Genomic DNA, 22,703 nt, shown 5'->3' with positions numbered 1-22,703 from the left:
ATAACTCATATGGTAATAGTACATATGGTGAAGTTTTGTATAATTTGTGAAAAATACGCCATTTTCATGAACGAAATGTTAGAAAAATCAATTTTGTTACAAAAAGTTGAAATCGAAGTATTTTAAAAGAAAAAGGTTTATAATAAAAATATAACTAATAATAACATTACTAATTATAAGGAAGTGTAACTATGAGTACTGTAGCAATCGTGTATGGTATTATTCTTTCTACAATTATCGTTTTATTTTTCGTTGGGGTTTCACGTTATATTCATAAATGGAAAGAATGCGTTGCGAAATTAAATCACATTGAAGAAGAACTTAGTGATTTAATGTTACATCATGGTAAGTAAATATTCATTTTTTAACTAAATAATGTGAAGAATATCACAAAACGTGCTTTCCTACTGAAGGCATGTTTTTTTGTATAAATAATCTAATTATTACTTAAAAAGGGAAAATCATTCAGTATAATATATTTATTTTAGGGGGAGTATTATGAGAGGGTTAAAAGTTGTTGGAATTATAGCTGGAATTACTGTAGTAGGCTGTATAGCGTTCTTTTCAGTGAAGGAATATGTCAATTCCAAAGAAGACTCTAATTATGTGCTAAATTACATAAAAGAACATAAGGATGATAAAACAACTTCTTTAATTGTTAAAAGAAATGGTGAAACATTGACATCAATAAATGAAAATGAAAAATTACCACTAGCAAGTATGTCGAAAATCGTCATAGCAATTGAATATGCTAAGCAAGTAGCTGAAGGAAAAATAAGAAAAGACGAGCAAATTTCATTGAAAGAATTAGAAAAATACTATGTGAAAAATACTGATGGTGGTGCACACCCTGCATGGCTAGATGATGTAAAAGATAAAGAGTTAGTGAGGGATGGAAAAACTTCTTTAGAAGAAGTAGTGAAAGGAATGATTCATTATAGTTCGAATGCGAACGCATCATATTTATTGGACAAGCTTGGAACAGCACGGGTGAATGAAAGTTTGAAAGAGTTAGGCTTAAATAGTCACGATGAATTTTATCCAGTGTATACAGGGGCATTATATATGAGGGGCTATGTTGAAAAAGAATTGCATATTCCTCAAAATAAAGCATTGGACAAGCTACGTAATATGTCTAATGATGAATATGTTAAGCATGTATGGCAAATACATGAATGGATGAAAGACGAGAAAGAATGGAAAAAACGCGAGATATCGTTAAAAGTCGATATGGACTCTCAGCGTATTTGGTCAGATCGGTTTGTAGGTGCAAATGCGAAGGATTACATGAGTTTAATGGAAAAGATAAATAGCAGAAATTATTTTACACCACAAATGCAAAGTGAGGTTGAGAATATATTTAAAGGAACCGTAGGAGAGGGTATGTTCGAATTTGCTGGACAGAAAGGTGGCTCTACGGCATTTGTATTAACAAATAGTTTCTATGGTACTGATAAAAAAGGGAATAAGATGGAGATTGTCTTTATGATGAACAATTTGAGTGAAAAAGCATTTGAAAAACTGCTAAGTAATATGGATTACTTTATTCGAGATATTGTCGTAAGCGAGGAGTTCAGAAATAAATTATAATGAAATAATTTTATTATGTAAACAAAAGAGCGCTTATGAAAGGTGCTCTTTTTTAATACAGGATTTTCCAATGTTATTATTGAATATTGATTTAGAATCAGAAAGGAAGTTGAATAATGACCACAATATATTTCGTTCGCCATGCTCACTCTACATATACAAAAGAAGAAAGAGAACGTCCTTTATCTGATAAAGGACATCATAATACAGAGGGTGTAACACACTTATTAAAAGATGAAAATATTGATGTTGTGATCTCTAGCCCGTACAAAAGAGCGATCCAAACTGTACAAGGAATTGCCAATACATATAATTTATCAATTCAAATAGAAGAAGATTTGCGTGAAAGATTATTGAGTACAGAGCTAGTAGCAGATTTTAATGTTGCTATGCAGAATGTGTGGAAAGATTGGAGTTTTGCATACGAAGGCGGGGAATCGAATGATGTAGCACAAAGGCGCGCTGTAATATGTATGCAAAATATATTAAAAAAATATGAAGGTAAGAATATTGTAATAGGTACGCATGGGAATATTATGGTATTAATAATGAATTATTTTAATTCAAAATATGATTTTGGGTTTTGGAAAACACTTCATATGCCTGATGTGTATAAATTAACTTTGGATAAAAATCGTTTCATTTCTGCCGAAAGAATAGAGAAAACAGGGCATCGATTAAATATTTTGTAAAAGTTTATCAAAAAAAGAGGAAAGAGAGAAGTTATTGTAGAAGTATGACTTTGTAACATAAAAAATATATGTTAAAGGAGGCTGTTTACATGTTTGAGAAAGAGAAAAAAGGGCTTATTGAAGTTCAAAACGTATATGAAATTGCACCAGAAGATGGAACAATTATTGGTACGGCAACGGAAGAAGAAATGGAAATTGCTGCTGAACTAGAGTTACAGTACTATGCTCATTCTCGTTTGTTAGAAGCAAATATTCAGTTAGACGGTTCCTCCTATAAAGAGTTACTTCAGGAGTTTCAGGAGTACGAAAGAAAATCAATGAGCTTTTGGCGAGCGATACATAAACGTTTAGCTGTGCCATGGGCATGGGTACTACGTATTGATGTTGCGAATGGCCCTATATATGTAAGCAATGGAAGTTCATATTACGAAGAAGTCGATGATGAAGAAGATTATGAATAGATAAGTAAGGAAGCAGCTTTAGTTGCTTCCTTTTTTTATTTGTAAGGAATGACTTGCTTCAATAATAATATCTGGTCGATTATTTTCTATACCGTGACTAGCATGTTCGGCAAGAATATATTCGCTGTTAGTTGAGAGATGTAATTGTTCATGAATTAGTTCTTGCCACATTGCTTCAAGTTGTGTGGCTTCTGCTTTTGGCATGCCGCCCTTAGTCAACTGAGTAATAGAATATTGAGGATCTCTACCGATAACGATTAATGATGTTTCTAATGTTTTGTATAGCTCTTTTATTGAGCGAGCGCAGTTTTTCCACTCCGATAGTTCAGAAGCTGTCGCCTTATATAATGAAGGCGAGGTAGAAAATTCAATTTGCTGTTCTAATTGATCGGTGAGCATAGGTTTTAGTTCATTATAAAGTGTATCTCCATCCATTTTAGAGTACATATTATATTTGTGAAACCAAACATCATCAGAATCAGTTTGATCAGAAATCGGTAAATAAAGTTCATCTAATCGGTGTAAGTTCATGGAAGTAGAATCAACTAAAATAAGTGCTTGCAGCTTATCTTCATGTAACATCGCAAAATGTTGTGCACATAATCCTCCATAGGAATGGCCGATTAAAATGATTGGCTCGTGAATGCCTAGTTTGTTTAGTAGCATATGTAGTTCTTTTGTAACTTGTCTTGCTGTACGCGACTGATTTCCTAGTTCGCTTTTTCCGTAACCTGGGCGATGGTATGAAACGACTGTAAATTGCTCTGAAAGCTTTTCTATAATAGGGAGCCAATCGTAAAATGAACAAGTCATTCCAGTCTGAATGACTACAGTTTGTTTACTACTTCCTTTTATATATACTTCAATGTTTTGTCCTAATACTTCTACAAATTTATAAATAATAATTCCTCCTAAGCTTGAAATAATTTTTGACAAGCAAAAACGATACACCAAACACCTATACCGAGTAGGACAGATGTACTAAGTGAAAATGAATTTTTCAAACCAATATAAACGATAAATAATAGTAGTGCTGATGCGGGGAATCCATATAATACCCCTAAAGCAAATTGGCTCAATTCTTGTTTATTCCCGCCTTCGAAAGAAATCCAAAATAGACTAAGTAAACTCACGAGAGGAAGGGCAGCAATAAAGCCGCCTATCGTACTGTAATGTTTAGCGACTTCAGTAATAACGCCGATAATAAGTGCCGAAACGATTACTTTAACGAGGAAATGCATATTTTGCCTCCTTCGCTAATAACGAAAAGGCTTTTTCAATTAATTGTTGTTCTTCTTTTGATAACTGAGATTCTAATATTTTTATCTTTTCTTTATCTAGTAAAGTATGCTTTTCTAATCCTTCAATACCTTCTATCGTTAATGTAAGGTTTACAACTCTTTCATCTTGTTTGTTTCTTTCTTTTATAATAAATCCTTTTTGAATAAGGCGCTTTACGTGTTCAGATGCTGTGTTATGAGAGAGACTAAGCTCAGTAGCGACTTTTCCAATTGTTATATCTTTCTCACGAGAAACGATTTGTAAAATACGAATAGCTTGATGGGAAAGATTGTCTTCATATTCGTATCGTAAGTGATAATAAATACTCTCCCAATGTTGATTGATGTCTTTCATAATGATAAATCCCCCTATTTTTATATCGTATAGTAAGATATATTCGTTACTTTAGAAATAAAATCCTTTTATTTGGATAAAAAATGTTGAAAAAGTTTATTTTTATTGAAATATAAGGTAATCTATGTGTAAAGGTATACATTTAGCAAGAGAGAGGATGATAGCTGTGAATACATTCAAATGGATGAGTCATGAACAGATGTATGTAGATGAAATACATGTTGAAAAATGTGGTCCTCTTTCAGTCGGCGTATATGGGGGAAATCAAAAAAGTGATGCATATGAACGAGGAGATGCGGTACTTGCTTGGTGGGATCCTGAATTACAATTTGAATTTGTTATGATTTTTGATACACACCATAAAACAAAAAATATTGATTATATAATAGAAGCAATTTCAGAAAGAAAAGAGAAACTAAAAAAGTTGTTTTCCTACCCGATACACTTAGCTTTTCATCATACACATATGTACTTATTAGCGTTATTTACAGATGAATTGTTTATTGAAAAATGTGATCAAGATGATGAGGAACTTGCATGCTTAATTTGTTTACGAAAAGGCGAATTTTTATATTGGCTATCAGTTGGTGATTGTTTCGCATATTTATTCCATTCTGAGAAAACGAAGAATGGTAAAGGGCGATTAAATAAACGGAAGAATTACGAATATATCGGTAGGAAAAATATTTTTGCGGCAAATACACCTTGCTTTACGTCAGGTGTAAGAGGATTAGAAAAAGGAATGAATCATATTGTCATGGCGACGGACGGTATTTTAGAATGTGATAAACAAAGGTTTGATGATGATCAATCATTAGTAGAAATATTGCACGACGGAAGTTGCTTACAGATTGAACCAGTATTAACAAATGTACTGCAGTGGAAAGGTAGAGATTGTGCCACTATTATTGGATGGTCTATTGATACTGAAAATAAACGATGCGCTAATTAATATAAAAGGAGTTCAAGGTTTTTTATCCTTGAACTCCTTTTTGTTAAGCGATATGGATGTGATACGTTTTTAACCATTCATTTACTTGAAGCATGTATTCCATAGCACTTCTTGCTTCAAAAATGTTAATTTCTTTATTGCTTTCATCGGCAATGGCAAGTAATGTAGAATGATTAATAAGTGAGAAAATAGGATTGTTTTTATTACTGCACATGTCGAGTGATAAATGACGGATTGTTTGCAGATAATGTGGATCTTGTGAAGTTGGATAAGCACTTTTTCTTCTATTACGTACATCATCAGGTAAAGCAGGTTGCAGTGCTCTACGTAAAATACCTTTTTCAATATTATCAATGCTTTTTATGTTGAAAGGAACGTTCCATAAATATTCAACTAATCGATAATCGCAAAACGGTACACGAACTTCAAACCCTACAGCCATGCTCATACGGTCTTTACGATCAAGTAAGAACGGGAGAAATCTCGTTAAAAATAAATAAAACATTTGACGTTGTTTTGCGGATTTTTTACTTTCGCCTTCAAGAGTAGGTACTTCAAGTATCGCTTCTTGGAATCGTGCATCAATATAGTTTTCTAGGTTGCATTGGTTATTTACTTCATTTAGTAGAAGAGGAGAAGTATTCTTCCAATTTGTTAGCCACGGAAACTTATCTACATATAGTAGTTCTTCTTGGTGAAACCAAGGATACCCACCGAATACTTCATCAGCAGATTCTCCAGATAAAGCTACAGTTGCATCTTTTTTCATTTCGCAAAATAGTAAATATAGTGAAGTTTCCATTTCGCCAGCACTCGGTAAATCTTTTGCGCGAAGGGGAACGAATAAGTGATTTGCTAATTCTTCAGCATTTACAATAATGTCATGATGCGATGTCCCTACATGTTCAGAAACGCGTTTTACCCAAGGAGCGTCTAAACCAGTGCGAGCAAATGTCAGCTCGAAATCTTTTGCGCTATTTACAAAGTCAACGGAATACGTATGAAGTGTTTTATTTTCAGCAGCAAATTCTTTACCCGCAAGTGCAGTAATACCGCTAGAGTCTAATCCGCCTGATAACATACAAACGAGCGGAACATCGGCAATTAATTGTCTTTTTACTGTATCTTGTAAAATAGATAAAATATGCGAAGATGTATCTTCTATAGAGTCTGTATGGATCTTACTTTCTAAATTCCAATACTTCGTAACTACTTTTTTATCACGTGTAAATGTTATAGAATGTCCAGCACGTACTTCTTGAATATGCTTAAACACACCGCATCCTGGAGTGCGAAATAAGCCTAATCCAAATATTTCATTTATTCCATCCGCATCAATTTCAGCAGGGACAGATGGATGCGCTAATAATGCTTTAATTTCAGAGCCGAAAATAATACTGCCATTTCTTTCTGTAAAAAAGAGCGGTTTTACCCCTAAATGATCACGTGCTAGAAATAATTGTTGCTTCTGATCGTCCCATAAGGCGAAAGCGAAAATTCCATTTAAATGTTGTACGCAGTCTTCTTTCCATTCTAAATAAGCATGTAGTAGTACCTCTGTATCTGAATGAGTTTCAAATGTATGACCACATTTTTGAAGTTGCTTTCTAAGTTCACGGAAATTATAAATTTCTCCATTATAAGTAAGTGCATACGTACAATCACCAGCACGAAATGTTTTTGGCTGCGTGCCTCCTTTAGGATCAATTACGATTAATCGGCGGTGTGCAAAAGCTGCGCGAGGTGAAAACCAAAATCCTTCAGCATCAGGACCACGATGCTGAATACTATTTGCCATCTTTTCTAAAATAACATGTTCATTTGAAAGGTCTTCCTTCCAATCTACCCAACCTGTAATTCCACACATACACATCTCATCTCCTAATTTAAAATGTTGAAAAGTAGATTAATGAAATAAAGTGAAACTTTAATCATTGGGGGGTGTCCAGCCCCCAATGATTATTAGTTGAACCAATCGGGCTTTTACGGGCAGTTATCCCTCACCTAAGATCCTCGCATTCGCACAATTTTGAGGTGGGATTTACTGCCCGTTAATGCGGGGTAAAATGTACACTAAGTTAAAAAACAACTATATAAATAGTGTACTACATGAATTAAATTGTAGACTTGAGAAAATTTTCTTTGAATGCATAGTTATATGAGACAATGGCTTAGGGAAAGTATTCCATAACATACAAAAAATAAAAAAAGATGAGAGAAAATTTTTTGTAAGACGTTATATAGGGTGTAAAAGCTTTTACAAAAAGATAAGGGGAATCGCTACATGAAATCAAATGAGAAAAATTTTATAAAAAGGTTACAACGGCAAAAAGAAGATGCGCTAGAATTTGTTGTCGATACATACTTACCACTCATAAAAGGAATAACGCACAAAGTTCTTCTTTCACTTCAAAATGATGGACTAATAGAGGAATGTGTAAACGATATATTTCTTTCCATTTGGAATAACGCAAATAAATTTCATGGAGAGCCAAGTGACTTTAAAAAATGGATTGCGGCGATTGCGAAATTTAAGTCGATTGATTATTACCGGAAGGCAACTAAAAAAGTAGAAATTATTTCAGATGAGTTTCATATTAGTACAGAAAAGTCAGCGGAAGACGAATTAATCGTTATGGAAGATAGGGAAGAATTATTGAAGCTTATTAATCAATTAGAACCGCTAGATCAAAAGGTGTTCATTATGAAATATCTTCTCGGTATGAAGACAGAAGAAATAGGTGACAAGTTAGGATTAACCAGGGCAGCAATAGATAATCGTGTGTACCGGGGAAAAAAGAAACTACAACAAAATGCTACGAATATTAGTTTTGGAGGTAGTGCAATATGAAAGACATTTATGAACTATTAAATGATATTGATATAGATGAAAAAGAACTTGAGGAAATTGAGGCTTCTGAAATTGAAAAAGAAAAAGTGAAGCGTAATGTAAAACAATCGATACGTACGAAGAAAAAGATGAAAACTTGGAAGAAGGGTGTTGCTGCTGCATCTATTTTAGTAGGATTATCAGTTGCAACACTTGGTATTGGATTTCCTACGTATGCCGGGGGATTACCAATTGTAGGTGACATATTCCGATTTTTAGATAATGGTAGAACAGGGTTATATGAAAATTATAAAGAGTTTTCGACTGAATTGAATATGACGAGAGAGAGTAATGGGGTTAAGGTTACAATTAATGATGCTGTGTTTGATGGGAGAACTGTAACGATAACGTATTCTATTGAAAGTGAAAAAGATTTAGGAGAGCATCCGAGCATATTTGGTTCTCCACAAGTAAGCATGTCTAATGGTGCGGGTGGAAGTTCTAAAACTACGAAAGTAGGAGATAAAAAATATATAGGTATGATTACAACAAGTGATCTTGGTAGTAAAAGAATGGACGTTGCAAATGTTAGATGGAATATGGAATCAATTAATATGTACGAAGAAAAAAAATCAATAAAAGGGAATTGGAATTTTGCTCTTACTTTAAAGGCGATGGATAGTAAGGAAGTAAAGGTTAATAGGGTTTCTGAAAATGAATTAATAAAAGTAAATATAGACAAAATGGAAGTAACCCCGATGTCCTTTATCGTTTTTTACAATCAAGAAGAATCTAAGGCGTTAAGAAGTATATGGGATAGCGCTGATGTGGAATTAGAAATAAAAGATGATTTAGGAAATCGATATGCAGGTCAAGGCAATGGTGGAAGTAGTACAGTAGCGGAACCACATAAAAGTAGTTGGAGTACTACATTCCAAAAATTGAATGGAAATGCAACAAAGCTTATCGTTACGCCTCATGTGAATTTGCGAGTGCATACACCTGAAAATCATGGTGGAGTGGAGTATGTGAATGGAAAAGAGAAGAAAATTGAAGTGCCGAAAAAAGAAGCGAGGAGTAAAGATATAGTGTTAGATGATATTATCATTGATTTAAAGAAATAAAAGAGAGACTGCCTAAAACCGTTAGGCAGTCTTTTTTTCGTTAAGAACTAGTCACAAGTAAAGCATGCGGATGTTGCGTTTTATATTCATCTTTCCACGGAATGTTTAGTTGTTCCCACGATTCGCCGCTATCATTGGATTGAAACACGCCGTTGTTATTTAAAGTGTAAAACGTATGTGGTTCGGCTTCGTTTGTCGCAAACATCGAAATGACCGTACCGATTGCTGATGGTAGTCCTTGCTGTACTTGCTGGAACGGAGTATCTTTCGTTTTACGATAAATATAAGATTCATAAGGTATACGGTGATGAGCGAGATCAGCACTCGGTGCGGCAGAAACGAGAATCGTATTGCAATCATCTGGATCGATAGCCATGCTATATAAATAATGATGTTCAAGTCCTTCACTGCAGGATATCCAGCTGTTTCCACTATTATAACTTTCGAGGTATGCGCGATCAGGTCCGCCCATAAATCCGTCACCACATGATGCGTAAAGGCGATTTGGGGCTTCAGGGTGCATAAGTAATTGATGAGCATCAATAGGAGCACCAAATTTTTTATCAATCCATGTATGGCCTTTATCGTTACTTTGAATAACAGCACCAGCTTCAATTGAAACATGGATTGTATTTGGATTGTTTGGATCCACTGTAATCCAGCGTACGTGATGGGTAAAAGGTCTAGGCGGGAAAGCCCACGTATAAGAAGATAATAATGATTTCATATTTTTAAGTTCAGTCCACGTTTCACCACCATTTTCAGAACGGAATAAAGCGCTCGGTTCTGTGCCGACATAAACGACGCCATATCCGTTAACTTGTTCATTTGAGCTTATCGTTATGGAAGTGATAGAGGAGTGCAAAATACCATCTTCTTTAGGGAAATCAAAGTAACGATAAGAATCTCCAATTGGTCTCCATGAATCCCCGCTATTGTCACTTAACCATAGACCTCGTCCAAATGTTCCGCAATATACACGATTCTTTTGAAATGGATCAACAGCGATACAGGTAGGTTGCATATTTTGTAAGTGATAAGTCGTTTCATAGTTATCATATTGTTCTTTCACTACAACAAGTTCACGCTCCATACAGAGAAATAAACGTTTCATTTTCGTAACCTCCTTAAAAATTCTTTCATTAGTAAACAATATGAAGTTGAAAAAGAAGTAGTCTTATTTTTTGTTGAGAAAAAGGACTTGTTTAAAAAATAGCGAAGTGTGTATACAGAGGAAGTGGACGCTTACGAGCAGTCAATTCGGGATAAAGATGGGGAGTTTGTTTCATACTAACATACAGATATTGCACCTAAAGGAGTATTTGTATGGGACATTCACATGATCACGGTCATTCTAACAATAAAAAGGCGTTACTAATTGCTTTCGTACTAACAACAAGCTTTATGATTGCTGAAGTAATTGGAGGATTTGTAACAAATAGTTTAGCACTACTATCTGATGCGGGGCATATGTTAAGTGATGCGGTATCTTTAGCGTTAAGTTTACTTGCGTTTAAGCTTGGAGAGAAAACAGCAACAGCTGCGAAAACATACGGGTATAAGCGAGTCGAAATGTTAGCAGCATTATGTAACGGTGTCGTTCTTATTGTCATTTCAGTATACATTTTTATTGAAGCAATTCGCCGTTTTAAAGAACCAGTTGAGATTGCTAGTAATGGGATGCTCATTATTGCTGTACTGGGTCTACTTATTAATATTTTATCAGCTTGGATATTAATGAGAGGCGGAGATGTGAAAGGTAATTTAAATTTAAGAAGTGCTTTCTTACACGTATTAGGCGATCTATTAGGATCAGTCGGAGCGATTATTGCAGCGCTATGTATTAAATTTTTCGGATGGACTGCTGCAGATGCGATTGCTAGTATTCTTGTGTCTATTTTAGTCATTATTAGTGGATGGCGTGTAACGCGTGATACAGTCCATATATTAATGGAAGGTGCACCGCAACACATTGATGTTGATGAAGTGAAACATACATTGTTAACGATTGCGATTGTAAAAGAAGTTCATGATTTGCATATATGGTCTGTCACATCTGATTTTCAAGTATTAACTTGCCATTTGATTATTAAAGATAATGAAACGCAAAGTGTATTAAAAGAGGCTACGGATATATTAAAGGAGAAGTTTCATGTCGAACATGTCACCATTCAAGTAGAGATAGATGGTGAATTTAATCATAGTGAGACGACTTGCAAAGTATGAAAGAAAAAGGATAAGAAAATGTGTCATAACATTTTTCGCACGGCATACATATATATAATGTGGCCACAAATACTTTGCAAGGTAAATATTTCATGAAATTACTTTACTTATAAAGAGTCATCTTTTATAATCAAAAGTGGTAATTGATAAAGATTATCATTTTCAATGATCGTAGAAAGGAGTTTTTTAAAAGATGAGTAGTCAACTCCGTTTTGCTGTTGAAAATCGTAAGAGGCATTTAATTGATGAGTTAATTGGAGCAGGTGTGTTTAAAATTCGCGACCGACAATTATACGAGCTGTCTTTGGAGGAATTAGAAAAAGAGTATGAAGATATTGAGGATTACGCAAATATTCAGGCATAGCATATAGATTAGTAAATAAGGAGCTGGTTACATTTTTGTGTAGCCAGCTCCTTATTATTTTATAGAAATTATTTTTTGTATTTCTTTCATGGGACGGAGCCAGTTTTGAGACATCATTTGTTCCATTTGTTTTTCATCTTGCTTTTGAAGTGCTTGAATAATAGAGTGATGTTCTTCAATAGATTGACTTGCTGGAAAAAAGTTTTGAAAAAACAAATATTCAAGTCGTAAAACGTGAAGTTGCATATTCTCTAAAAAAGGTTCAATATATCGGTTTTTAGCAATAGAAGTAATTGTATTGTGAAATTGTATATCTAGTTTTAAAGCTCTTTTTGAGTTTTTTTCCTCTATAGATTGTTGAAAAGAATCATTTATCTCGGACAATAGTTTAATATCAGCATCTGTAATGTTTTGAAGGGCTTGCTTTCCTATAATAGAATGAAGACCAGCCATCGTTTCATAAATGATAGATACGTCGTCTAACTTAATAGGAGCAATTTTCGTTTTTTGCCCGGGCACCATTTCGACTAATCCAGAAAGCTCTAAAATTTGAAGTGCTTCTCTTACAGGTGTTCTACTTACTCCTAGTGCTTCAGCCAATTCCCCATCATTAATTTTTTCATTAGGCTGCAATACACCTTCAATAATCCAATCTTGTAGTTGGGTTAAAACGAGTGACTTTGCGGAAACTCTTCCAGGTTTTTTATAATTTTGAGGAACAGGCATAAATAATTCAATCCTTTCATTGTGTATTTTGTTTTTTTCTACTCATAAGTTTTAGCTTCGGTTTTCCTTCATCTGGCTTTTGGCTTAATATAAGCACCATTACAATGACACAAAAAGCACCTAATAACTGAAAAGATTGAAACGGTACGTGCAAAATAAGTACGGAAGAAATAATAGCTGCGAGCGGCTCTGTACAACCAAATAATGTTGTTTCTTTCGGCGTAAGGTATCTTATGCTATCTAAGTATAAATAAAATGCTATGAGTGTCCCGAAAATGACTACAAATGTAATGAGTGGGAGGGTACTTAGATTTACATAGTTCATAGTGGATAATAAAATGAATTCGTTTGTGGAAATAAAGTGTAAAATCGTTACACCAACCCCCCCAATAATCATACCCCAGCCAACGATAACAGATGAAGACCACTTTTCTAACAACTCTTTTGAATACAAACTATAAAATGCAAGAGATAGCCCAGATAAAATGCCCCAAATGATAGCTGGTGTAGATACAGCTAAGCTATGCATAGAACCGTTTGTTAATAAGAGAAAAGTCCCTACTAATGAGAGTGTAATTGAAATATAATCAATTTTTGATGGACGAACGTTCCATTTGAAAAGTAAGTATACAGTGATAAATATAGGGGCTAAATATTGTAACAAAGTTGCAACAGCAGCGTTGCCTTCTTTAATAGAGGCGAAGTATGTGTACTGTACAGCAAGCATGCCTAAAAGACCGAACAAAATCATTTTACTAGCGTTGGATTTTTGCTTCCAGATGGCAAAGATCTCTTTTCTTCTCGTTCCGAATGATGAAATAATGAGTAAAATAACCCCAGATATAAGCAAACGGATTGTAACTAGCCATTCGGTTGAAACATTTTCATATTGAAAAAGTTGTTGCGCAGCTGTTCCGGACAAGCCCCATAAACAAGCACCAATTATAACCATTATAATTCCTTTTAATCGATTTGGATCCATAAGACATATAATCCTCCTTCCTAAAATATATATTGGATACAATATGCAATATATCACAGAAAGGAACACTAATAAACTGAAACTTCTAATTAGATGAAAAATTATTTGTGCGTGATAAAATATTGTAGAGAGGGTGGTATTGAAATGCTAGCAGGATTTTTGGTTTGTTTATTTGTTGGATTACTTATTATTTTTTTAGGATATCAAATACATGTGAAAAAGCGATTGTTTTTGTTGGCAGGTTACCAGGAAGAAATGTTTGTTGGAGATAAAAATAAATTAGCGAAGCTTTCAGGGGTGTTTTCTTATATAGTCGGAGTTGCTACTATAATATTACCGCTTGGCTTAGAAAAAATAGGTGATGTAGTTGGTATCGTATATGCTATCTTAATTGTTTTGGGTACAATTGTGTTTCTTATTAAAGCAAATATGTTAAATAAGAGTACTACAAAGTGAAAAAGGCTCCATGCTACGGAAGCCTTTTTTTCACTTTGTTATGAAGTATAAGTAAAAGCTGGAATAGGATCAACAAAGATATTCCAATCTTGTTTCATTTCTTTTTCTGTTAATAGACAACTATCTAACGATTGTTCAATTAAAGAACGATTCATGTCGATTCCGATAAATACGAGTTCAGTTATTCGATCTCCATATTGTTCATCCCAGTTTTTCAATACTTCAGGTTCTTCTGTAATAATTTGTTTTCTTTCATCTTCAGGTAATGTCGCTATCCATTCACCAGCACCTTGAATTGTAATAGAGGAACCTGCTTGTGATAGAAGCCCTATCATATTATTACGAGATGCGAGCCAGAAAAATCCTTTCGCTCTTACAACATCTAATGGCCATTTTTCTAGCCAATTCATAAGGCGTTCAGGATGAAAAGGATATTTACGACGGTACACAAAGGAATGAATACCGTATTCTTCCGTTTCAGGTGTATGATGGTCACTATTTAATTCTTGCATCCAGCCAGCCGATTGACTGGCTTCTTCATAATTAAATGAATTTGTGTTTAAAACTTCTTGCAATGGTACTTTGCTAAATGAAGACTCAATAACCTTTGCACTAGGATTTAATTTCTTTAGTAAATGATGGAGTTCTATAACATCTCCTTTTTCTAGTAGGTCTATCTTATTAAGGATAATTACATTTGCAAACTCAATTTGATCTATTAATAAATCAATAACTTCCCGAGTATCATTTTCATCGATAGCTTGTTTTCGGTCTAATAAACTTTCTCCATCTGCAAAATCATCCCAAAATCTATTTGCATCTACAACGGTAACCATTGTATCGAGGTAACAATTTTTCGTTAAATCGATATTAAGTACTTCGTCAGTATAAGTAAATGTTTGAGCAACTGGAATAGGCTCACTTATACCAGAAGATTCAATTACAATATAGTCAATATCACCGTTTTCAACAAGACGATTCACTTCTATCATTAAATCTTCTCGTAGTGTACAACAAATACAGCCATTTTGAATTTCTACTAGTTTTTCCTCCGTACGTGAAAAACCACCTTTTTTTATAAGGGATGCATCAATGTTTACTTCGCTCATATCATTAACGATAACAGCTACTTTTAAGTTGTTCTTATTAGTCAAAATGTGGTGTAGTAAGGTAGTTTTTCCAGCTCCTAAAAACCCACTTAATACAGTGATAGGTACTTTTTTCATAAAATAATCTCTCCTTTAAATCGTAATGATTACGTTTTATATTAAGTGATAAAAAAGAAAAAATCAATAATAAATCATAATGATTACGATTTATGAATAGGAATAGACTATAAAATTTGTGTTTAAATAGTATGAAGCATTTGGACAAGCACACGTTTAAATATAAACAAAATGGAGGCAAGAAAGTTGGTCTTTAATAGAGTTTCAAAAGAATTAGTAGGATTATCTCTTATTGCTATGTTTCTTTTTTTATTATTTTTTGTGGATTTTACAGGTCTAGTAAATTTGCACAAAAGTATGCCACAAGAATGGTTGAACATAAATACGGTGTTTTTAAGTGTTATTTTTGAGGCAATTCCCTTTCTCTTATTAGGAGTAATTGTTTCTTCTCTCATTCAAGTGTTTGTGACAGAAGATATGATTGGAAAAATAATGCCGAGGTCTCCAATTGTTGCAATGATTCCAGCTGTATTTATCGGAATTATTTTTCCAATGTGTGAATGTGTCATTATACCAATTGTAAGAAGGCTTATTCAAAAAGGACTCCCAGTTCATGTAGGAATTGTCATTTTACTAAGTGCACCTATTATGAATCCAGTTGTTCTTTTATCCACCATATATGCGTTTCAAAAAAATGATGTTATTGTATATGCGCGTTTTGGGATAACGATTCTTGTCGCTCTATTTATCGGTCTAATTGTGTATTATTACTACCATGGGAAAAATGTTTTAAAAGAAGTAAAGATTTCGGTGCAGAAAAGACAAAAAAAGAGTTGGATAGATGTTGTAAATCACACTGTAGATGAATTTTTTGATACTGGTAAGTATTTATTAATTGGTGCTTTTATAGCGAGCGTATTTCAAACGTTTTTTGATCGGAATGTACTCGATACAGTAGCACATAACGAAGTAATTGCTCCAATTATTATGATGGGATTTGGTTATATTTTATCAATTTGCTCTGCAGCCGATGCTTTTATAGCGGCATCTTTTGGACATGTTTTCTCGGTAAAGGCACTTCTCGCATTTCTTGTGTTTGGGCCGATGCTTGATATGAAAAATACGTTAATGCTATTTGCATATTTTCAAAAGAGATTTGTATTCTTTTTGATGGGAATTGTCATTTTATCTGTGTATACCATCCTGCAAATCATAATGTTATAGGGGGTGAAAAAGAATGAAGAAAGAGGAGCAGAAGGCATATCATCGCTATATTCGTGGAATTATTTTAATTGGTTTAGCAATGCTCTTATTTAAACTACTTGTAACAGGGAATATTTATAATTTTATCGCTCCAAAAATGATTAAATTTACGTATATAGCTTTTGTAGTAATTTTAATTCTGGGTACTGTACAAGTGTGGGGAGATGGAAGAGAAAAACAGCATGATTGTAATTGTTGTAAACATCATACAACATCAAAATCAGGGATAAAAAGTTTCTTTGTATATGTTTTATTTGTTGTTCCGATAGTTAGTGCTTTTCTCTTTGGAAGTGTAACAATTGACGGAAGTTTAGCAGGAAAAAGGGGTATGAATCAAAATGTACAGGCGAGCAGTCTGGAAAGGAACGAAAAAGAGGGGGCACAGGTTAATTTTGATGGGCGAGAAGTGTTAGTTAATCCAGATGAAACATCAAATTTATCAACGACTTATGAAACGGAAGAGCAAGTAGTAAAAAGTAAGTTAGGGCAGCGCAAAATACAAGTAAAGGATAAGGATTATGTTCAAACGATGAATGTAATTGGTCAAAATGTTAATGGGTTTAAAGGGAAAGAAATTACATTCTTAGGGTTTATATATAAGGATAAAGATGTGACGGGTAATAAAGCAGTAGTGGCTCGATATGGCATAACATGTTGTATTGCGGATGCATCAGTCTGGGGGATGATTGTTACCGGACAAAACGTTGAAAAAATTCCAGAAGAAACATGGGTGAAAATAACAGGATTATTAGATGAAACGACATATAAAGGAACAGTCTTTCCACTTGTAAAAGTACACCAAATCGAGAAAATAAATAAGCCAACTGACCCATATGTATATGATGCTTTACCTCAATAGAAAAGAATAAATTCTTCATATTTTCATGAAATAGAATCATAATCATGGCGATAAAAAAATAAAGATAAGAGTAATTTGGTTTGTTAAAAATATGTGCAAAAGGAGTTATGCGATGAACTGGGTTACTCATAAACCATCATTTGAATTTGAAAAATATAGTCCTATTATTCGGATGCAATCTGCGTGGAGTGGGCATTTAGATTTTGCATATGACTTAGTACGATTTGAAAAACCAGAAACTTTAGTTGAGTTAGGTACACATTTAGGTGCTTCCTTTTTTAGTTTTTGTCAGGGGGTAAAAGATGGAGGGTTATCGACTAAATGCTTTGCTGTAGATACTTGGGCTGGAGATGGGCATACAGGTCCATATGGAGAAGGGGTTTTTCAAATAGTAGAAAAAGTGGTGAGCGATAACTACCTTAATATAGGAAATTTAATTCGATCTACTTTTGATGAGGCTGTAGAGCAGTTTCAAGATGAAACGATAAATCTTTTGCATATTGATGGCTATCATACGTATGAAGCTGTTTCTCATGATTATAAAACGTGGTTACCTAAAGTCGCGAAAAACGGTATTGTATTATTTCATGATATTGAAGTTAGAAGTGGTGATTTTGGCGTGTATAAGTTTTGGGATGAAGTAAAAGCGAAGCACCCTCATTTTCAATATGCGCATTCATATGGACTTGGAGTGTTATTTCCGAAGGGTTGTAGTGATAAGTTTGAGGAAATACTTAAAAATAAAGAAGAAATACAAAATATGTATAAATAAAGGTAGGGCATGCATCATTTTAATGATGCATGCCCTGTTTTTGTGTGGGAAATAATGGTGCGAATTAAAAAGTGAAGGTAGTTGTAAAAAGTTTTGTGGCAGCAAATATTAAAAAAGTTAGTATGGGATTGTTCTTTTTAAATAAAGTGAAGCCTTAATACGCTCATGTCGATCCGGGATTTTACAATAGTTAATTTCTTGCTTAAGTACTTTGCACACACGGAATGTTAAGGCGGGGGGGCTTATTGGTCGAAAATATTGGAATAAATAAAAATACAACATTTTTTATATTTTTCATTGCGAAAAACGCAATCTACTTTTACAATAGAAAGGGTTGTGCATATATTATACTGGAAAAATAAATCGAAATAATATGAAAATTTTGTTTTGTCTTCGCTAATTGTATACTACATACACGTAAGACGACATACGTCATGTTATCGACTTGTAAGGAGAGAAAAAAATGAAAAGTGTAAGATTACCATCGATGCCAGAAATCATAGTTCTTTTATTACTATTTCTTGCTGTTGTCTTTTCCTTCCAAACGTTTTTTAATCTCCCAATTCAATTAGCGCTATTTATTTCATGGTTTTTAGTAATTGCGCTTGGATTAAGATTAGGATTTCGTTATCAAGAATTGCAAGATGCAATTACGAAAGGGATTTCTAACGGATTAGAAGCAATACTGATTTTAGTTGCAGTAGGTGCTTTAATTGGAACATGGATTGCTGGTGGGGTAGTACCAACATTAATCTATTATGGATTAGAATTTATTCACCCTAGCATATTCCTATTAGCAACATTAATTATTTGTTCGATAACTTCTATCGCAACAGGAACATCTTGGGGAACAGTAGGAACAGCAGGTATTGCTATGATGGCGATTGGTGAAGGACTTGGTTTACCACTTCCGCTTGTTGCTGGTGCAGTTCTTTCAGGAGCTTATTTCGGCGACAAATTATCACCACTTTCTGATAGCACAGTTCTTGCAGCTTCTATGGCGAAAGTAGATGTTATTGCTCACGTTCGAGCTATGCTCGTATTAGATGTTCCAGCTTATATTATTACTAGTATTATGTTTACTGTAGCTGGTTGGATGTATGGCGGCGATAATGTAGATTTGAATCGAGTAGAGTTTTTAAAAGAAGCTTTATTAAAACAATTTGATATTAAAATATGGATGCTTATTCCAGCGGTCATTGTTATTGTTCTATTAGCGATGAAAAAACCGTCTATGCCAACAATTGCAATGGGAGCTTTAATTGGTGCAATTTGGGCAACTCTTTTCCAAGGGATGAACTTTGGAGAGGCGATTGGAACAGCTTATAACGGATTCTCAATTCAATCTGGTGTTGAGTTTGTTGATAAGTTATTAAACCGTGGTGGAATTAACGGCATGCTTGGCTCAGTAGCCGTTATTATTTTCGGTTTAGGATTTGGTGGATTACTTGAAAAATTAGGTGTTTTAAAAGTAATCGTATCAAAATTCGAGAAGAAATTAAATTCTGCAGGTAATGTAACATTGTCTACATTAATTGTGGCATTCTTAGCTAATATATTTGGTTGTGCGATGTATGTATCACTAATTTTAACACCAAAAATTATGGAAGATAGCTATGATAAATTAAAAATAGACCGTCGTGTATTAGCGCGTAACTCAGAAGTAGGTGGAACGTTAACTTCAGGTATGGTTCCATGGTCTGATAATGGTATTTTTATGGCTGGTATTTTAGGTGTAGCAACGTTCTCATACGTTCCGTTTATGTGGTTAAGCTTCGTATCGTTAATTTTAGCAGTTATTTACGGATATACAGGCAAATTCATCTGGTATGTAGATGATGCAGATAAAGGAAAGCAAGCATCATAAAATAAAAATCACCTTCTACAATATGTGGAAGGTGATTTTTTTATTTTGTAATAGCATTTGCTGAAGTTATTTCATTCTCATATTTAGTAATCTTTTGTTGTATCTTTTTTAAGTTTTGTTCAGTATCTTGAATGAGCTGTAAGACATTGATCTCCTGTTGTTTCATTAATTCTAACCTTTGAAGGATGGTAGATTTCCCCTCCATTGACCAGTCGATAAATTGTTTTATTTTTTGAATTGGCATACCAGTGTTTTTTAAACATAAAATCATCTCTAAATATTTCAGTGCTTCTTCATCAAAAACTCGATCTCCTTTTTCATTTCTTCGAAGAAAAGGGAACAGTCCTTGTTTATCGTAATAACGTATTTGAGAAATAGTTAAGTGTTGCATTTTGGCGACTTGTCCAATTGTATAATACATATCATTCATCCTTCTATTACCAAGGTATAATGCCATCTTTATTTAGTATTTTACCATTATAGTTTGTTTCACTTAATGCATATTTAATAATAATTTTAGCACTTTCATTGGTTGTATGGCCACCAGGGGAATTTCCATTAAGATCAGTAGTTGTAAAACCAGGAGTTACCCCAAAAACTTCTGGTCCGTTAGTACTAAATTCTTTACTAAAAGCTAATGTTAAAGCATTAATAGCTGTTTTTGAAGAATTATATCCTAATGCATTAATTGGATGTGTTTCACCATTAGCAAACATTGTTAGTGAAGCCATGTCAGTTGTTACATTTAGTATTTTACTGTTGCTTGACTTCTTTAATAATGGTAAAAAGGCTTGCATCATTTGGAATGTGCCAAAAAAGTTAACTTCAAATCCTTGGCGTAAAGTTTCAATATTTAATTTACTAGGTAGCGTATTGAAGTCTAGCGCTATGCCTGCGTTATTAATTAATAAATGTAAGTGGTCAGTCGTTTCGTAGATTTTCTTTATTGCTTTTTGAATGGATTGTGAACTTGAAATATCTACTTGAATATAGGAAACGTTTGAAACATTTAAAGATTCCGCGGCTTGTTGTCCAAGTTGTTGATTACGAGCACCTAAAAATACGTGATAATCTTTTTCTGCTAATTGACGAACAAGTTCATATCCAATTCCTTTATTCGCACCTGTTATAAAAGCATATTTTTTCATATTGAATTCCTCCAGTAGTGTTATAGTAGGTTACAATGGAAAGGATACAGCCTAAACTTAAGTTTAGGTCAAGAGGAATTTTTTTAAATAAATATAGAATATCTATTTTTAAGAGTGAGAATCCTTATCATTTGATTGGAAGTCTGTTAATATAAGAAATGTAGGTATTATATTTTCAAGGGGATGAAAAAATGGAGTACAGAATTGAAAGAGATACATTGGGAGAAATAAAAGTTCCAGCTGATAAATTATGGGCAGCGCAAACACAGCGTAGTAAAGAAAACTTTCCAATTGGAACAGAGCAAATGCCACTAGAAATTGTAAAAGCATTTGCGATTTTAAAGAAGAGTGCAGCACTTAGCAATCAAAAATTAGGAAAGTTATCAGAAGAAAAAGCAGTAGCAATTGTAGAAGCTGCTGATGAAGTGATTGCAGGGAAGTGGAATGAACACTTTCCACTTGTCGTATGGCAAACAGGTAGTGGTACACAATCGAATATGAATGTGAACGAAGTAATTGCAAATCGCGGAAATCAAATTTTAAAAGAAAAGGGATCTGACGTACATATTCATCCGAATGATGATGTGAATATGTCTCAAAGTTCAAATGACACATTTCCAACAGCGCTTCATGTAGCCTGTGTAATTGCGATAGAAAATCACGTATTACCAGCAATTACGAAGTTAAAAGAAACTTTAGCAGAAAAAGTAACTGCATTTGAACATATTATTAAAATCGGTCGTACACATTTACAAGATGCAACGCCGTTAACATTAGGGCAAGAAATTAGCGGATGGCACCGTATGCTTGAAAAAACAGAGCGTATGATTGCAGAGAGCAATACATATATGAAAGAGTTAGCAATTGGTGGTACTGCGGTTGGAACAGGTATTAATGCTCATCCTAAATTTGGTGAGATGGTATCAGAGGAAATTAGCCAAATTACAGGTAAACAATTTGTCTCTGCACCAAATAAGTTCCATGCATTAACGAGCCATGATGAAGTTGTGTATACTCATGGTGCATTAAAAGCATTAGCTGCGGATCTAATGAAGATAGCTAACGATGTACGTTGGCTTGCAAGTGGTCCACGTAGTGGTCTTGGGGAAATTATTATTCCTGCTAATGAACCAGGAAGCTCTATTATGCCAGGTAAAGTAAATCCAACGCAAAGTGAAGCGTTAACGATGGTTGTAGCGCAAGTGATGGGGAATGACACAACAATTGGATTTGCTGCGAGCCAAGGTAACTTTGAGTTAAACGTGTTTAAACCTGTTATTGCTTATAATTTCTTACAATCAGCGCACTTATTAGCAGATGCAATTATTTCGTTTAATGACAATTGTGCAGTTGGTATTGAAGCAGATGAAGAAGTAATTAATGAAAATGTGAATCGTTCATTAATGCTTGTAACAGCGCTAAACCCGCATATCGGATATGAAAATGCAGCGAAAATTGCGAAGCATGCTCATAAAGAAGGATTAACTTTAAAAGAAGCAGCATTACAATCTGGACTACTAACAGAAGAGCAATTTGATGAAATTGTAGATCCGACGAAAATGATTGCTCCAAAAGAGTAATAGAAAAAGC

26 protein-coding genes are annotated in these 22,703 nt (G+C 34.1%); 16 read left to right on the top strand and 10 right to left on the bottom strand.

Annotated features, from left to right (window positions below):
• Positions 1–9: 9 nt before the first annotated feature.
• The 5 genes from COK05_RS15410 to COK05_RS15390 all read left to right on the top strand — a co-directional run bounded on the left by COK05_RS15410 (position 10) and on the right by COK05_RS15390 (position 2,743).
• Positions 10–126 (top strand): hypothetical protein, encoded by a 117-nt coding sequence (locus COK05_RS15410; protein ID WP_002075341.1) that lies wholly within the window; start codon positions 10–12, stop codon positions 124–126.
• A 65-nt stretch (positions 127–191) separates the two neighbouring features.
• Positions 192–353: a hypothetical protein gene (locus COK05_RS15405; RefSeq protein WP_016088490.1), complete on the top strand. Its 162-nt coding sequence runs from the start codon at positions 192–194 to the stop codon at positions 351–353.
• A gap of 145 nt (positions 354–498) precedes the next feature.
• Complete coding sequence (locus COK05_RS15400; RefSeq protein ID WP_098613270.1) at positions 499–1,590, top strand: serine hydrolase; 1,092 nt, start codon at positions 499–501, stop codon at positions 1,588–1,590.
• Between the two features lie 116 nt (positions 1,591–1,706).
• Complete coding sequence (locus tag COK05_RS15395) at positions 1,707–2,282, top strand: histidine phosphatase family protein (RefSeq protein ID WP_098613269.1); 576 nt, start codon at positions 1,707–1,709, stop codon at positions 2,280–2,282.
• A gap of 89 nt (positions 2,283–2,371) precedes the next feature.
• Entirely contained in the window at positions 2,372–2,743 is a 372-nt protein-coding gene (locus COK05_RS15390) for a hypothetical protein (protein ID WP_098613268.1), read from the top strand.
• 18 nt (positions 2,744–2,761) lie between these two features.
• On the opposite strand, the gene COK05_RS15385 is transcribed toward COK05_RS15390, so the two are convergent.
• From COK05_RS15385 to COK05_RS15375, 3 genes are read right to left on the bottom strand one after another with little or no spacing between them, the layout of a single operon-like run.
• On the bottom strand, positions 2,762–3,694 hold the full coding sequence (locus COK05_RS15385) for an alpha/beta fold hydrolase (RefSeq protein WP_141539112.1): 933 nt from the start codon (positions 3,692–3,694) through the stop codon (positions 2,762–2,764).
• Positions 3,655–3,984, bottom strand: coding sequence for a DUF3147 family protein (locus COK05_RS15380; protein WP_098613266.1), 330 nt, complete (start codon positions 3,982–3,984; stop codon positions 3,655–3,657). Before COK05_RS15380 ends, COK05_RS15385 begins: the two co-directional genes overlap by 40 nt.
• On the bottom strand, positions 3,968–4,378 hold the full coding sequence (locus COK05_RS15375) for a MarR family winged helix-turn-helix transcriptional regulator (protein ID WP_098613265.1): 411 nt from the start codon (positions 4,376–4,378) through the stop codon (positions 3,968–3,970). Before COK05_RS15375 ends, COK05_RS15380 begins: the two co-directional genes overlap by 17 nt.
• 124 nt (positions 4,379–4,502) lie before the next feature.
• Between COK05_RS15375 and COK05_RS15370 the strand changes: the two genes are divergently transcribed.
• On the top strand, positions 4,503–5,330 hold the full coding sequence (locus COK05_RS15370; RefSeq protein WP_098613264.1) for a protein phosphatase 2C domain-containing protein: 828 nt from the start codon (positions 4,503–4,505) through the stop codon (positions 5,328–5,330).
• A gap of 43 nt (positions 5,331–5,373) precedes the next feature.
• Here the strand turns inward: COK05_RS15370 and asnB are convergent, their stop codons facing one another.
• Positions 5,374–7,197: an asparagine synthase (glutamine-hydrolyzing) gene (asnB, locus tag COK05_RS15365; RefSeq protein WP_098613263.1), complete on the bottom strand. Its 1,824-nt coding sequence runs from the start codon at positions 7,195–7,197 to the stop codon at positions 5,374–5,376.
• A 417-nt stretch (positions 7,198–7,614) separates the two neighbouring features.
• Here asnB and COK05_RS15360 point away from each other — a divergent pair, with 417 nt between their 5' ends.
• Both COK05_RS15360 and COK05_RS15355 read left to right on the top strand, forming a co-directional pair.
• A complete protein-coding gene (locus tag COK05_RS15360) occupies positions 7,615–8,181 on the top strand; it encodes a sigma-70 family RNA polymerase sigma factor (RefSeq protein ID WP_098613262.1) in 567 nt (188 codons plus the stop codon).
• A complete protein-coding gene (locus COK05_RS15355; RefSeq protein WP_098613261.1) occupies positions 8,178–9,284 on the top strand; it encodes a DUF4179 domain-containing protein in 1,107 nt (368 codons plus the stop codon). The genes COK05_RS15360 and COK05_RS15355 overlap by 4 nt, the downstream gene beginning before the upstream one ends.
• A 40-nt stretch (positions 9,285–9,324) precedes the next feature.
• Here COK05_RS15355 and COK05_RS15350 read toward each other — a convergent pair whose 3' ends face one another.
• On the bottom strand, positions 9,325–10,398 hold the full coding sequence (locus tag COK05_RS15350; protein WP_098613260.1) for a WD40/YVTN/BNR-like repeat-containing protein: 1,074 nt from the start codon (positions 10,396–10,398) through the stop codon (positions 9,325–9,327).
• 212 nt (positions 10,399–10,610) lie between these two features.
• On the opposite strand from COK05_RS15350, the gene COK05_RS15345 reads away from it, so the two are divergent.
• Positions 10,611–11,510, top strand: coding sequence for a cation diffusion facilitator family transporter (locus tag COK05_RS15345; protein ID WP_098613259.1), 900 nt, complete (start codon positions 10,611–10,613; stop codon positions 11,508–11,510).
• 193 nt (positions 11,511–11,703) lie between these two features.
• On the top strand, positions 11,704–11,874 hold the full coding sequence (fbpA, locus tag COK05_RS15340; protein WP_000098300.1) for a Fur-regulated basic protein FbpA: 171 nt from the start codon (positions 11,704–11,706) through the stop codon (positions 11,872–11,874).
• 54 nt (positions 11,875–11,928) lie between these two features.
• Here the strand turns inward: fbpA and COK05_RS15335 are convergent, their stop codons facing one another.
• Together COK05_RS15335 and COK05_RS15330 are read right to left on the bottom strand one after the other, a co-directional pair.
• Positions 11,929–12,600 (bottom strand): GntR family transcriptional regulator, encoded by a 672-nt coding sequence (locus COK05_RS15335; RefSeq protein ID WP_098613258.1) that lies wholly within the window; start codon positions 12,598–12,600, stop codon positions 11,929–11,931.
• 16 nt (positions 12,601–12,616) lie between these two features.
• Complete coding sequence (locus COK05_RS15330) at positions 12,617–13,582, bottom strand: DMT family transporter (RefSeq protein ID WP_098613257.1); 966 nt, start codon at positions 13,580–13,582, stop codon at positions 12,617–12,619.
• Between the two features lie 144 nt (positions 13,583–13,726).
• On the opposite strand from COK05_RS15330, the gene COK05_RS15325 reads away from it, so the two are divergent.
• The gene (locus COK05_RS15325; RefSeq protein WP_098613256.1) at positions 13,727–14,038 is read left to right on the top strand and encodes a DUF3784 domain-containing protein; all 312 of its coding nucleotides are present in this window, start codon (positions 13,727–13,729) and stop codon (positions 14,036–14,038) included.
• A 38-nt stretch (positions 14,039–14,076) separates the two neighbouring features.
• On the opposite strand, the gene COK05_RS15320 is transcribed toward COK05_RS15325, so the two are convergent.
• Complete coding sequence (locus tag COK05_RS15320) at positions 14,077–15,264, bottom strand: GTP-binding protein (protein ID WP_098613255.1); 1,188 nt, start codon at positions 15,262–15,264, stop codon at positions 14,077–14,079.
• Positions 15,265–15,435: 171 nt separating this feature from the next.
• Here COK05_RS15320 and COK05_RS15315 point away from each other — a divergent pair, with 171 nt between their 5' ends.
• The 4 genes from COK05_RS15315 to nhaC all read left to right on the top strand — a co-directional run bounded on the left by COK05_RS15315 (position 15,436) and on the right by nhaC (position 19,965).
• Complete coding sequence (locus COK05_RS15315) at positions 15,436–16,428, top strand: permease (protein ID WP_176539447.1); 993 nt, start codon at positions 15,436–15,438, stop codon at positions 16,426–16,428.
• 13 nt (positions 16,429–16,441) lie between these two features.
• Positions 16,442–17,326 carry a TIGR03943 family putative permease subunit gene (locus COK05_RS15310; protein ID WP_098613253.1) on the top strand — a complete coding sequence of 295 codons (885 nt, stop codon included), beginning with the start codon at positions 16,442–16,444 and terminating at the stop codon, positions 17,324–17,326.
• A gap of 112 nt (positions 17,327–17,438) precedes the next feature.
• Entirely contained in the window at positions 17,439–18,098 is a 660-nt protein-coding gene (locus tag COK05_RS15305; protein ID WP_098613252.1) for a class I SAM-dependent methyltransferase, read from the top strand.
• 463 nt (positions 18,099–18,561) lie between these two features.
• The gene (nhaC, locus tag COK05_RS15300) at positions 18,562–19,965 is read left to right on the top strand and encodes a Na+/H+ antiporter NhaC (RefSeq protein ID WP_098613251.1); all 1,404 of its coding nucleotides are present in this window, start codon (positions 18,562–18,564) and stop codon (positions 19,963–19,965) included.
• A 40-nt stretch (positions 19,966–20,005) separates the two neighbouring features.
• Here nhaC and COK05_RS15295 read toward each other — a convergent pair whose 3' ends face one another.
• On the bottom strand, positions 20,006–20,386 hold the full coding sequence (locus tag COK05_RS15295) for a MerR family transcriptional regulator (protein WP_098613250.1): 381 nt from the start codon (positions 20,384–20,386) through the stop codon (positions 20,006–20,008).
• Between the two features lie 16 nt (positions 20,387–20,402).
• A complete protein-coding gene (locus COK05_RS15290) occupies positions 20,403–21,113 on the bottom strand; it encodes an SDR family NAD(P)-dependent oxidoreductase (protein WP_098613249.1) in 711 nt (236 codons plus the stop codon).
• Between the two features lie 191 nt (positions 21,114–21,304).
• On the opposite strand from COK05_RS15290, the gene fumC reads away from it, so the two are divergent.
• Positions 21,305–22,693 carry a class II fumarate hydratase gene (gene fumC / locus COK05_RS15285; RefSeq protein ID WP_098613248.1) on the top strand — a complete coding sequence of 463 codons (1,389 nt, stop codon included), beginning with the start codon at positions 21,305–21,307 and terminating at the stop codon, positions 22,691–22,693.
• Positions 22,694–22,703: the final 10 nt, after the last annotated feature.

Origin of the sequence: Bacillus cereus (genome assembly GCF_002567495.1) — a bacterium.
Classification (GTDB): Bacteria; Bacillota; Bacilli; order Bacillales; family Bacillaceae_G; genus Bacillus_A; species Bacillus_A cereus_AQ.
The sequence above is the reverse complement of the archived record's forward strand: the minus strand, read 5'-3'. Positions and strand labels throughout refer to the sequence as shown.